The sequence below is a fragment of the Parabacteroides johnsonii DSM 18315 genome (assembly GCF_025151045.1).
Classification (GTDB): Bacteria; Bacteroidota; Bacteroidia; order Bacteroidales; family Tannerellaceae; genus Parabacteroides; species Parabacteroides johnsonii.
The window spans coordinates 3,910,991-3,924,487 of the sequence record NZ_CP102285.1 but is presented as its reverse complement, the minus strand read 5'-3'; the positions used below and the strand labels follow the sequence as shown (position 1 = coordinate 3,924,487).

Annotated in this window: 11 protein-coding genes and 1 tRNA gene; 7 read left to right on the top strand and 5 right to left on the bottom strand. The window is 43.5% G+C overall.

The genetic code is table 11. The features are described from left to right. Positions 1–36: 36 nt before the first annotated feature. The 7 genes from NQ564_RS16070 (at position 37) to NQ564_RS16040 (ending at position 10,179) form a co-directional block, all read left to right on the top strand. On the top strand, positions 37–3,261 hold the full coding sequence (locus NQ564_RS16070) for a TonB-dependent receptor (RefSeq protein ID WP_227963174.1): 3,225 nt from the start codon (positions 37–39) through the stop codon (positions 3,259–3,261). Between the two features lie 13 nt (positions 3,262–3,274). After that, positions 3,275–5,002, top strand: a complete 1,728-nt coding sequence (locus NQ564_RS16065; RefSeq protein ID WP_008146915.1) for a RagB/SusD family nutrient uptake outer membrane protein — start codon at positions 3,275–3,277, stop codon at positions 5,000–5,002. Between the two features lie 26 nt (positions 5,003–5,028). Beyond that, positions 5,029–6,417, top strand: a complete 1,389-nt coding sequence (locus NQ564_RS16060) for a Gfo/Idh/MocA family protein (protein WP_008146914.1) — start codon at positions 5,029–5,031, stop codon at positions 6,415–6,417. A 99-nt stretch (positions 6,418–6,516) separates the two neighbouring features. Beyond that, positions 6,517–7,476, top strand: a complete 960-nt coding sequence (locus tag NQ564_RS16055; protein WP_008146912.1) for a DUF6807 domain-containing protein — start codon at positions 6,517–6,519, stop codon at positions 7,474–7,476. A 240-nt stretch (positions 7,477–7,716) separates the two neighbouring features. Beyond that, positions 7,717–8,526, top strand: coding sequence for a head GIN domain-containing protein (locus NQ564_RS16050; RefSeq protein ID WP_008146911.1), 810 nt, complete (start codon positions 7,717–7,719; stop codon positions 8,524–8,526). Positions 8,527–8,605: 79 nt separating this feature from the next. Beyond that, the gene (locus NQ564_RS16045; protein ID WP_008146910.1) at positions 8,606–9,391 is read left to right on the top strand and encodes a head GIN domain-containing protein; all 786 of its coding nucleotides are present in this window, start codon (positions 8,606–8,608) and stop codon (positions 9,389–9,391) included. A gap of 8 nt (positions 9,392–9,399) precedes the next feature. After that, positions 9,400–10,179: a head GIN domain-containing protein gene (locus NQ564_RS16040; RefSeq protein WP_129650236.1), complete on the top strand. Its 780-nt coding sequence runs from the start codon at positions 9,400–9,402 to the stop codon at positions 10,177–10,179. A 1-nt stretch (position 10,180) separates the two neighbouring features. Here NQ564_RS16040 and NQ564_RS16035 read toward each other — a convergent pair whose 3' ends face one another. The 5 genes from NQ564_RS16035 to NQ564_RS16015 form a co-directional block, all read right to left on the bottom strand. Further along, a complete protein-coding gene (locus NQ564_RS16035) occupies positions 10,181–11,191 on the bottom strand; it encodes an NAD-dependent epimerase/dehydratase family protein (RefSeq protein WP_008146908.1) in 1,011 nt (336 codons plus the stop codon). Positions 11,192–11,210: 19 nt separating this feature from the next. After that, complete coding sequence (locus NQ564_RS16030) at positions 11,211–11,411, bottom strand: PLDc N-terminal domain-containing protein (RefSeq protein ID WP_005645287.1); 201 nt, start codon at positions 11,409–11,411, stop codon at positions 11,211–11,213. Then, positions 11,404–12,165 (bottom strand): metal ABC transporter ATP-binding protein, encoded by a 762-nt coding sequence (locus NQ564_RS16025; RefSeq protein WP_008146907.1) that lies wholly within the window; start codon positions 12,163–12,165, stop codon positions 11,404–11,406. The genes NQ564_RS16030 and NQ564_RS16025 overlap by 8 nt, the downstream gene beginning before the upstream one ends. After that, entirely contained in the window at positions 12,149–13,045 is an 897-nt protein-coding gene (locus NQ564_RS16020) for a metal ABC transporter solute-binding protein, Zn/Mn family (RefSeq protein WP_008146905.1), read from the bottom strand. Before NQ564_RS16020 ends, NQ564_RS16025 begins: the two co-directional genes overlap by 17 nt. 87 nt (positions 13,046–13,132) lie before the next feature. Continuing rightward, positions 13,133–13,214 (bottom strand) — tRNA-Leu (locus NQ564_RS16015). Positions 13,215–13,497 lie beyond the last annotated feature (283 nt).

Sequence of the window (13,497 nt, the reverse complement as noted above, 5' to 3'; positions counted from 1 at the left end):
TACCCGCTTATATGCAAGAATAAGGTCTTGAATATCATGAAAATATCAATTCTGCTACTTCTGTTTGGAATATTTTCTGTCTCAGCTACAGGATATTCACAGGAAGCCCGAGTCTCCATTACAGTAAATAACACGACAATCAATGAAGTTTTCACTGAAATCAAAGCTCAGACAAACTATTCATTCTGGTTTGATGTAAAAGATGTCGACATCGACCGTAAAGTTTCTATTCATGTAGAAAACGAAACGGTCAAATCTGTCTTATCAACCATATTGAAAGGGCAAGGTCTTGGTTTTGAACTAAAAGGAAATCATATCATTATTGTTAAAAAAGAGGTATTAAACCAATCAGCAGGAACCGGGTTACCTCAACAAAACAAAAAAATATCCGGTGTCATTAAAGATGAACACGGAGAGCCCATAATAGGAGCAAATGTCGTCGTCAAAGGTTCTACCATCGGTAATATTTCCGACCACGAAGGTCGATTTACATTAGAAGTTCCGGAGAACTCTATCCTTACGGTATCCTATATCGGATATTTGTCACAAGAGATCAAAGTCGGCAAAAAAAATATATTTAACATCACCTTGGCCGAAGACTCCGAAAACTTAGATGAAATCGTTGTAATCGGATACGGGACAATGAAAAAATCCGATTTGACAGGTGCTGTCTCCAGTGTAAAAGGAGATAAGATTTCGGCGATTGCCTCGACCGATATTACTGATATCCTACAAGGAAAAGTTGCCGGTATGAACATCACATCTTCCTCCAAAGTTGACGAATCCGGTTCTATCCGTATCCGTGGCAATCGTTCACTGAATGCGAGTAATGATCCGCTGGTTATCGTAGACGGAGTCCCCGGACGTATGGAAGCTGTTAACACCAATGACATAGAGTCGATAGAAGTATTAAAAGATGCAGCCAGTACAGCCATATACGGTTCGAGAGGGGCAAACGGGGTAATTCTGATCACGACGAAGAAAGCGAAAGAGCAGCAAACCCGTATTTCGTATAGCGGTTACATCGGTATCAGCGTACCTAATTTAGTAAAAATGCAAAGCGGAGACGAATATATTCAGTTCCGCCGCGACGGTTATAGGTACAGAAACGGATGGGATCAGCCATTTGCAGACGAAGATGTATTCGAACCGGCCGAATTAGCAGTCATCAAAAGCCGCGATTTTACAGACTGGATCGATTTGTTGTATCGAAACGGTCAGACACAAAGTCATTATATTGGTCTCAGTGCCGGAAATAAAACAACCAAATTACATCTTGGATTAAACTATACCAAAGATGAGGGTTATTCCAAAATAAATTTCAAAGACAAATATAATATCACATTGAATCTCGACCATGAAATCAATAAATACGTGTCAGTCGGATTATCCGCCCGCTTACAAAGAAATAATAGCCAGGGTATGACGAAATTCGAGGAAAAGCTGCAATACATGACTCCACTCGCAAAACCTTACAACGAGGACGGAAGCCTGAATTATTATCCGGCACCACAGAATACATCCGGCTATAACGTATTAGCCAATTATGGCAAAGACAACTATACGAATGAATTTATTAAAAACGCGGCATACCTCACCGGTTATATCAATATCCGTTTTTCAAAATATTTGAATAACAGGGCGAATATCTCCTATAACATCATTGACCGAAAGAATGGTTATTTCTTTGGAGAAAATTCATATGAGCGGAAAGGCACAGTACCTCTCGCCGGGAAAAAATATCAGAATGAAGTGGAATATACTTTCAACGATATCATTTCCTACGATAAGAACTTCGGTAAGCATCATCTTGTTCTGGACGGAGTCTTTGAAGCAACCGGATATACGAAAGAGACAGGAGACATGAGTGGCGAAAACCAGCCGGTGGCTTCGACATCGTTTCACAACTTGGGGACTGCCGCTGAAAACCTGCAAATCGGAAGTTCATACCAACATTGGACTTTGGCATCTTTCCTGGCACGTGCACGTTGGGATTATCAAGGCAAGTACTATGCCAACATCGCTATGCGTACAGATGGTTCATCCCGGTTGGCAGCAGGGAACCAATGGGCCTTTTTCCCATCGGGAGGTGTTGCCTGGCGTATCTCGGAAGAAGAGTTCTTCGGAAAAAGAGAATGGCTTAATTCTCTGAAATTAAGAGCCTCCTACGGAGCTGTAGGAAACTCTGCCATCGATCCTTACCAGACGATTGCCGGATTAAGCAAATATGATTACCTGTTTGGAGAGGATGCCGGAAACAAATTTTTCGCTTATCGGCCTTCTATGATTCCAAATAAAGATTTAGGATGGGAAATTTCGCGTACGGCAAACTTCGGAGTGGATTTCGGCTTGTGGAACAATCGTATATCCGGTTACATTGAGGGTTATATCACCAAAACAAGTGATTTGCTAATGGAACGTACGTTGCCATTTTTCACCGGCTTCTCCAAGGTTTGGCAGAATATCGGTAAAACCGAAAATAAAGGTATCGAACTAAATATCCAAGCAAATACGTTGAAGACTAAATCATTCTCTTGGGAAACAACTGTAACTTTTGCCCGCAATTGGAATAAAATCACGGAACTGCTGGGAGGTGGCGACATTCGCAACAATTCATGGTTTATAGGCAAACCTTTGCAAGTACATTACAACTATGAGATGATAGGAGTATGGCAGTTAGGCGAAGAAAAGGAAGCACAGAAATATGGTGCTATCCCTGGAGACATCAAAGTTAAAGATCAAAATAATGACGGTTCGATCGGAGAGCTGGACAAAGTAATATTAGGACAGAAAGATCCAAAAATCATTGCATCTTTACTGAACTCATTCCGTTTCGGTGCTTTTGATGCATCCATCAATCTGAACATGAATTTCGGAAGCCTGATCCATCCTAATACCTATGCCAGCTTAATCACACGTGACGGACTGCGATGGATGCCGTCCAACTTCAAATACTGGACACCCGACAATCCGACAAACGAATATACCCGTGCAGATAAACTAAGCGGATATGATCCATTTGCCGGTACAGGTGGCTACATGAAGGGAGATTACATCAAAATCCAAGATATAACACTGGGGTATGATTTCAGCAAAATAATGCCGAAAAACTGGAAGATTTTACGTGCACGGCTTTATGCGCAAGTCCGGAATCTCGGATATATCTATAAAGCATGTAAAAATGACGTAAGCCCGGAAGCTCCCGATTTTGACTATAATATTCCGACAACTTATACAATGGGAATAAATATTGACTTTTAAACTGTAATAAATTATGAAACTAAAATATTGGACCTTTATAATCGCATTATATGCAGGCAGCCTATGTTCCTGTTCCGATTTTCTTTCCGAAGACCCAAAAGGAAATATCACCACCAACTATTCGGAAACGGAAGAAGGTTGTGAACGGTTGGTTCTGAGTTTATATAATACGCACCGCGATTTCCTCGAAAGACTTTACCTGTTCGGCTCGATGGGAGCAGATGAGCAGTTAGTTGCCGTAAATGGAAATGACTGGCGTTATTTCGGAGAATATTTCGATACCCAGATGATAAACAATGGCTGGAACCGAGATTTCTGGAAACAATTGTATAATTCTCTCAATGTTGCGAACCTGGCAACCGAGATCATTGAAACAGCAGAGATCAAAGATGAAAGCAGACGGGCTGAACTTCGTGCAGAAGCACACGCACTACGCGCTTTTTATTTCTGGATCATCACGGAAACCTATGGAGATGGAGCACATTTCACGACAGAAAGTACTGCCGGTGTCAAAACAATTGGATATCAACCCGGCGTTGCAACTTTCTACAAACAAATGCTGGAAGATCTCAACATTGCCGCTACCGGATTGAAGCTGCCACAAAACAGCCAATGGGGACGCATGAATGAAGGAATACGCAAATTCATCTTAATGAAAGTATTGATGTCGCTGGCCGGTTATCCGGACGATGTGATTTCTGCTGCCGGATACACAAAAGAGCGTTGCTACACAGATGCTCTTGCTTTGACAAAATCGTTGCGGTCTGACTATAATTACAGATTGCTGGACGATTATACACAGATATTCGATGTTGACAATCAGGTTAATGACGAAATTATCTGGTCTGTACAATATTCGACTGACAAAACCTATAATGGCGGAGGTGAAAACGGACTTCACCGCTACGGTGTCGGTTGGTACAACAAATCTGCTGTCGACAACAAAGCAATCACAACCTTATGGAGCCATTCCCTATATTATGGGCGAGAATATCGCTGGACTATGCCATCCTTATTTATGATTCAAAATTTCAACGAATACGATAAGCGTCTTTATGGCTCATTACAAGAATACTGGTGCTGGATCCCGACAGATTGGAATCAAAAGCCTGTTTACTCCGACACAGTCCTAATCCGCCATTTCCGCTCTGTGACAGACGAAGAAGTAGCAGCCGGACGACGGAGAGGGGAGACTCATCCATTAGGGCATGAACTGTTTGTTGAAGGATTGAACCACATGTACAATCTACAAACAGGGGAGCCTACGATGAACGGACGCTCCTGCTACCATACCAATCTGAAACTATTGGATTCATCCCGAGAATTTGCAAAAGATGAAAAAGGTCACAAAGATTTTATCTGGTTTCGTTTAGGTGAAGTATATTTGTCCCAAGCAGAGCTATACATGTATATGGGACAAAAAGAGGAAGCTGCTAAAGTCATTACGGAATTGCGGAAAAGGGCATTGACCGAAGGGCACGAAGAGGCATTGAAAGTCACACCCGATATGATTACGCTCGATTTTATCCTTGATGAGTATATGCGCGAATTAAGTATGGAAGGTTTCAGGTGGTACACATTGAAACGCACCGGCAAATTGCTGGAACGCGCATTGAAATACAATCCAGATGTCAAAGATAAAATGAAGGCCTATCATGTCACCCGTCCGATTCCTCAGAATGAAGTGGATGTCGTCACGAATAAAGACGAATTCCACCAGCTACCGGAATATGATAAATAATTTTAAAACACTTAATATCATTTACTATGCATAACACAACAAACCAAATGTCAAGAAGACATTTTCTTGCAACAACAGGAGCGATTGCCGGAACGGCCTTGCTCAATCCCTTATCTGACATAAAAGCAGAAGCTGCCGGTATTGCAACACCGACAGGTAAAAAGCTTCGGATCGCACTCGTCGGGACAGGAGGCCGAGGGACATCTATGTGGGGAAGGGACATTCTGAAAAGTTATCCTGATTATCTTGAATTCGTAGGCCTTTGTGATAAAAACGAAGGACGTGTTGAAACTGGCAAACGCATCATCGGCACTTCCTGTCCGACATATACCGACTTTGAGAAAATGATGAACGAGACAAAGCCGGATGTATTGATTGTCACGACAATGGACAGCACACACCACCAATTCATTATCCGGGGAATGGAGTTGGGAGCCGATATTATCACAGAAAAGCCGATGACGACCGATGAAAAGAAAATCCAGGCGATTCTGGATGCTGAAAAGCGGACGGGGAAGACATGCCGGGTCACGTTCAACTACCGTTATTCCCCTCACCGGGCAAAAATATGGGAACTGCTTCGTGCCGGAGAAATCGGTGATATCACTTCCGTCGACTTCCACTGGTACTTGGACACTTCACACGGAGCCGACTATTTCCGCCGCTGGCACAGACTTGTTGAATGCAGCGGTTCGTTATGGGTACACAAAGCCAGCCATCATTTCGACCTCCTAAACTGGTGGATCGACAGTGATCCCGAGAGTGTGTATGCGCTTGGAGATCTCAACCATTATGGGAAAAATGGAACCATACGGGCAGAAAATTGCCGTACATGCCCTCATACCGACAAATGCAAATTCTTCTTTGACATCACCAAAAACAAGAACTACATGGAATTGTATGTGGCCAATGAAAAATACGACGGTTATCTGCGCGACGGTTGTGTGTTCAAAAAGGATGTAAGCATCTTCGACAAGATGGCGGCAACAATCAAATATAAAAATGGTGTACAAGTAGCCTATTCATTGACAACCTATTCTCCATACGAAGGTTACCGGATTGCGTTCAACGGAACAAAAGGCCGCATGGAAGCTTGGATCCAGGAATCCAGACCGACATCGGATGCCAATTATGACGAAATCGTTTTATTCAAGAATTTCAATAAGCGGCAATATATCCAGATTCCGTTCGGGACATCCGGACATGGCGGCGGGGATGCATTATTAAAAGATCAGATATTCTTGCCTAATATTGACGATCCGTTCCAACAGTGTGCAAACACCCGAGACGGTGCTTTGGCTTGCCTGGTCGGAATTGCAGCCCGCAACAGCATAGCATCCGGACAACCTGTAAAAATCGCGGACTTAACTTCGATCCAACCACAGGAAAAGAAGCTGTATAAACGTATCTTATAAATATTCAAAGAAGATGTCAAACTGCCCTGTCCCCGTGTCACACGCGGGACAGGGCAATTTTGGTTCTTCCTTTTAACCCATTTTGATTCCTTTTACTCCATGAACAAACTGATTCTACTTATCCTCTTCTCTCTATCCTATTGCAGTTATGTAATAGGTCAGGATTCACACATACATTTTATAGAGAAGCCCGATTCACAAAAAATAAGCATATACATAGACCAAGTTCTCTTTACAGAATTTCTTTACTCCGACACTTTATATAAACAAGTCCTTTATCCTATCTATACTGCATCCGGTACCGAAATCACTCGCGGCTATCCCGCCCGCCCGAAAGCCGATGAACAGACAGACCATCCCCACCAGATGGGGTTATGGTTTAGCTTCGGAGATATCAATGGATTGGATTTCTGGAATAATTCGAATCGCATTCCCTATGATAAAAAAGAACAGTACGGCATTATCCGGTTTGCCGGCATCAAGAATATAAACGAGAAAGAAAACAAATTTACAGTTGAAGCAGATTGGACAAACCACGATGGATATATTCTACTAAAAGAAAAAACCACCTACGCATTCACCGGTAAGCCACACGAAAGAGGTATTCAGCGAACCACTACACTGACTGCTTTCAAAGATTCTATTTTCATTACGGAAAATAAAGAAGGCTTACTCGGTATGCGTTTAGACCGAAATCTTGAAGCCGACATTTCCGGGATCTATCAAAATAAAGAAGGAGACACCGGTGACGATGTTTGGGGAAAACGTTCGGCTTGGGTTGTTTTAAACGGGAAAATAAAAGACGAGAAAATATCGATAGCTCTCATAGACCATCCTGAAAATCCCAATTATCCGGGTTGGTCGCATGCACGTGGATACGGCCTGTTTGCGATTAATAACTTAGGAGGACAGTGTTTCGATAAACAAGCGGAAAAAGTTCAAATCCTGCTAAAAGAGGGGGATTCCATCACTTTTACCCACCAAATTATGATAAAGGACGGAGGTTATCTTTCCAATCAGGAAATAGAAAAGGTTCCTGCACCACAGAAACCCCTATAAACAATTAAAGGCTGTCTCACGACAACCCCTAACCAACTTTGTTAACCTTAAATCTAATACTATTATGAAAAAACCACGATGCAAAGATACGGGCTTTTCCCAATTTGTCAATAGTTAAAATGCTAATTTGTGTTGTAAAGCATATAAGAAAAACTAATTCCTAAAAAAGTAAAGAAAATATGCAACCGTAATATGTCCCTGCTCGTCTATAAAAGAAAACAAACGAAAATATAACAAGACATGAAAACAAAAGCATTTTTCTTTATGGTTTGTATCTGGTTACTGGCAACGAACGGATTTGCCCAGAATACAATAAAAGGAAACGGAAACATTATCACAAAAGAAATTTCCATATCCGATTATGATGAAATCTCATATGTGGGAAAAGTAAACATCGAATATGAACAATCCAATGCATCTCCTTCCTTTAAGATAACGATAGACGAAAACATACTGCCCCACCTCAACATAAAAGTAAAGGGTAAGAAATTGATCATACAACCCAAAGACGAAAAGAAAGTCTTGAACGGAAGATCATACGGGCTCAATCTCCAACCGACCGTATGCGAGATAAAAACCAACTCCCGTGAACTGAAAGAGATAAACGCAATAGGAGGTGGAGAGTTTGTCGCCAAAAGTCCTCTTAAAGGTGATAAACTGGATATCAGTATTGCCGGAAGCAGCACAATAAACTTCGATAAGCAGCTGGAAGCACGCAAAATCAACTTCAGCGTGGCAGGATCAGGAGACATCAACGCAACCAAACTGAAAGTAGACAACCTGGATTGCAGCGTGGCTGGCAGCGGTTCCATCCTCCTCAAAGGAGAGGCCGAAAGAGGGGATCTGAGCGTAGCCGGCGGCGGGGACATCAGTGCTTTCGAATGTGTCCTTCGGAAAGCGGAATGTAGCGTAGCCGGTGGTGGCGATATTGAAGTACACGCATCCGAACAATTGGATGCCAGTATAGCCGGTGGTGGCCACATACGATATGAAGGAAACCCGGAGCTCAGTAAAAGCGTCGTAGGCGGAGGTTCGATCAAAAAGAATTAGCATTTCTATAAAATTCATCCTACATTTGTAACCTAAGTGCGACAAACACGTCTATAAGTATAACATAAAGAAGACAGACATGAAAACAAAAGGTTTACTAATGATCGTTTTCCTGATAGGAATGTTTTTCTCTGCCCAGGCAGCGGACCATGTAAAAGGAAACGGAAAGCTCTCAACCAAGAAAATAACGATCGACGACTTCAATGCCATCAAGTTCGACGGGGTGATCGACTTCAACTACGAGCAGTCGGAGTCTACTCCGCATATCGAAATAACCGTAGATGAAAACCTGCACCCGTACGTGGACATCGACATCAAAGACCGTGTTCTTACCGTCGGATTCAAGGGGGCAAAAGTCGATCATTTCACCAAATTCATCGTCAAGACCAACTCCAAATGGCTGAAAGAAGTAAAAGCTTCCGGCAATGCGAATTTCATGGCCAACAGCCCATTGACAGGTGACGAGTTGAAAATCAACGCAAACTCCAACTGTCTCGTCCAACTAAAGCAGAAAGTCGAAGTCGGCAAGCTCGATCTGAACGTGTCCGGTAGTGCCAATATGGTCGTGAATGAACTAAAAACCGACAAGCTGGAATGCAGCATTAACGGCTCCGGCACGATCAACCTGAAAGCAGGAAACGCCGAAGAAGCAGACTATAACATCACGACTGATGGTGAAATCATGGCTTTCGGGATAGCAGTGCCCGAAGTGAACTGTAAAATCACAGGTAAAGGTTCCGCCCAGATCCATCCGACCAACAACCTGAAAGCAACAATCGTAGGAAAAGGGAATATCCGCTATAAAGGTCCGACAGCCGTACAACAGAAAGTCATCGGCAAAGGGACCGTTGAAGAAGTAAAATAAATATGAAAATGAAATTATCTTTATTAGCACTCTCCTGCATCCTTATCGTGATGTCGGGTTGTTCCCGTATCATCAAAGGAGACGGAAAAGTGGAAGAGAGGAGTGTACCCGTCGAAGAGTACGAAGAGTTGTCTATCGCCTGCCCAACCGGGAAGATCTATTATAACCAATCAGAAGAAACATCCACTCTCTTGGTCACGACAGACCTCAACATATATGATATGCTGAATATATATGTATCGGGCAAGACATTAGTCATCAAGCTCAAAGACACCTATAAAGATAAGTTCATTTGGCCATCTGAATTTACGATCCATGCAAGCTCCCCCAAAATGAAAGAAATCGACCTTGCCGGTAAGGCCGAGGTCAATCTGGACGGTCTTTTCACAGCGGAAAAGCTGGATATATCAGTAGCTGGATCGGGAAAAATCAATCTGAACGACTCGGTTTTAGTAGACCGACTTTCTACAAGCATAGCCGGAAGTTCCTCCATCAAAGGAAAAGCACTGAATGTAGGAACCTTGCATAGCGAGGTCGCCGGATCAGGAAGATATGAGCTGGGAGGCACAGCCCAAAAGGTTTCAATCGAGATTGCCGGAAAAGGGACAATCAAAGCATACGACCTGAAAGCCAGGAATGTATCTTGTGAAGTAGCTGGTTTCGGAATATTCCAAGTATACGCAAGCCAATCTCTGAATTTGGAAGCTGCCGGACTCGCCAAGTTGAGCTACAAAGGCAACCCAAGCCTTTCGACGGAGGGGATTGTGATGACAAGGAAAGCAGACTGACTCACAGCCAGCCTTCCTTCCTATACCATTCTATGCTTTCTTCCAGGCCACGGCGTAACGGGTAAGCCGGGACGAAGCCCAATTCATCCTGAAGCGGCGTAACATCACAAATCCAGTTACGCTGTTTCAGGATTATATATTTATCTGTATTCAATGTCATACTCTTCTTCAGTAGCTTGCCTATCCATTCAGACCCTTGGCAGGCTATATGCACCAGTCTCATTGGAATACGGGCATGCAGAACATGTTTCTTCCGCAGGATTTCCTGTATCATCCGGGCGAACGATTCATCTGTATAGACATCACCGTCCGCCACAAAATAATGGCGGTTCCGGACAGCCTCATTTTCCAAAGCAAGGAAAGCAACGGTAGCCAGATCCTTTACATATATAAAAGTAATACGCTGAGGCGTAAAACCGACAGCAAAATCAAAACCGGACTTTATACTTTTAATCTCCATGAAATAATCTTTCTCGCCCGGCCCATACACTCCTGTCGGACGCAGGATCACATACGGGAAATAAGACTGATGCCGCAAATAATTCTCCGCCTCCAGCTTGCTCTTTCCATAGTCTGTATCAGGCAATTGAGGATCATCCAGAGAGATGGGGCGGAACGTTTTCTCGTCTCCACGCCCGTAGCTGCTCAAGCTGCTCATCAGAAGAAATTTCTCCGGTTTGCAACCCGATGTGGCAAGCGCCTCGATCAGGTTAGCCGTATTCTGGGCATTGATACGATAAAAGTTCCTTTTATCAAGTGTCTTCGTCAGTCCGGCGTTATGGATCACATAATCCCAAGGGCCATGCTCCCGGACAAAATCAGCCAACTGAACAGTCAATGACTCACGGTCGGAATATTTCAAATCGATAAAACGAATCCGTTTATCCTGCAAATTCGCACGACTACTTGTCGAACGGACACCCGCCCAGGTTTCATATCCCCGTTCAAGCGCCTCCTTCACCAGGAAACCACCAATAAAACCACTGGCCCCCGTAATCAATATCTTTTTCATAATTGTCAATTATCAATTGTCAATTCTTCTTAATGTAATAGGTATAGTAATACAGCAACAGGCCGATCCAGTTCAAAACGACAATAGTCAGTATCCAAAGAATCTTCTGTCCACGACTGATGAAAGGATTTTGCCTCACAGCGGTAATACCGAATATAAGAACAGCGATACCGGCAATATATCCGACTTCCGGCAAGCCTATCAAACAAAGATTACTCATGTTCGTGTTTTTTCAAAACCCGATGCGGTAGATCTCCATGTCCGATCAGTTCTATCGGGCAGGCATATTTCTCGCCCAGCCACTCTTCGGACACATCCGCTCCGGGATGGTAATGTAATGTTTCGTTTACACAAGCAATGTTTTTCACCATCGCCAATACAGTTCCGATATCATGCGAAACCAGAATGATCGCACTCTCCTTATTGATCTCATCCAGGAGTTTATAGAAATGAGACTCGAACCGCTTGTCTACATATGAGTTCGGCTCGTCTAAGATCAGCACCTGCGGACGGGAAACAATGGAACGTCCCAACAACACACGTTGCAATTGTCCGCCGGACAGCTCGCCGATCGCCCGGCCCGCCAAATCTTCCAACCCCATTTTTCCAAGTACCTCCTCCACTCGCTGTTTCTGGCTTGCACTGTAAGAACGGAACAGCGGCTTTTCTGAAGCCAACCCCGAAGTCACCACCTCGCGCACGGAGATCGGGAACTTCTTATCAATGTTGTTCAACTGAGGAAGATAACCGATCCGGAGAGAAGGGACCATCTGTCCGTCCTCATAAAAGCGGATCATACCGGAAACAGGCGGCAACAAGCCGAGTATAACCTTCAGCAAGGTCGTCTTCCCTCCTCCGTTCGGTCCGATAATACCCAAGAAATCACCTTTCCAAACCGTCAAAGAGATATCCCGCAATACGGTTTTATTACCGTAGGCGGCCGTCACATGTTCTATGTCAATCAGTTTCTCCATCAGCCAATGCTTTCGCTATATGAATCAGTTCCGTATTCCAATGATAATCCAGCGGGTTGATTTTCACGAGCCGGCAACCTGTTTCTTTCGCAATCAGTTCGGCATTTTTCTGATCGAACTCCTGCTGGATAAAAACAACTTTCGTATGGTGTTCCTTCGCCGTCATTACCAATTGCTTCAACTGGGCAGGTGAAGGTTCTTTCCCATCCATCTCGATACAAAGTTGGACGAGGTTGAATTCATCGGCAAAATAAGTCAAAGCAGGATGATAGATGATAAAAGTACGGTCGGTCAACGGGTCGAGTAGACGCTTGATCTCAGCCTCCGTCTTATCGATATCCGCCAGCAAATCGTTATAATTTTTCCAATAATACTCCGTATTCTCCTTATCCAGTTCAATAAAAGCGTTCAGCGTATTCCAGGCAATAACCTTTGCCCCTTCGATGGAGCTCCAGATATGTGGGTCGATACCGCCCGCATGGTGATGATGTCCATCACCATGCCCTTCATGCCGGTGCTCCTCTTCCTCCGTCTCTTTTACAAACTGCATGCCCTGCGAGACATCGAATATCTTCAAATCGGGATTATTTTCACGAATCTTCTGCATCCATACCTGCTCGAAACCGATATAACCGATTTGCAGATACGCTTCACTCTGTCCGATCTGCACCATTTGCCTTGGAGTCGGATCATACGTCTCCGGACTCTGCCCGGATGGAACTACACAATGGATGGCAAACTTATCTCCTGCTATCTTTTCAGAAAAGAAACGTTGTGGCTCTATCGTCACTGTTACCACCTTTCCTTCCGTCAGCTTTCCGGTACATGCGGCAAGTAGCAACAATACCGTCAACAGGATATATATTCCGGTATATTTCATCTTATTATTTATTTTGACAAGGATACAAAGATAGGAACATCCGGCAAATAAAAAAAGAGCTTGCTCTCAATCGAACAAACTCTTTTGTGCGGCTGAAGGGACTCGAACCCCCACGCCGTGAAGCATCAGATCCTAAGTCTGACGTGGCTACCAATTACACCACAGCCGCATTGCGTTTGCAAAGGTAAACAAATTCTGTTAATCTGCAAATATTGCTGGAAAACTTATCTACATAGGCATAAAAAAACATCGGAGTGCCTATTAATTTTGTAATCGGTGGTTGCGATTATAAAATCAGTGCCAGCAATTATATAATCACAATCACTGATTATATAATCACTGGCACCGATTACAGAATTAATAGGCACTTAAGAAAGAATTATCCGAGACAAAAAAGATTTTTCTCTCCATAGAAATAAGAAATTGTTGTTGCAGGATTGGGTGCGGCGACC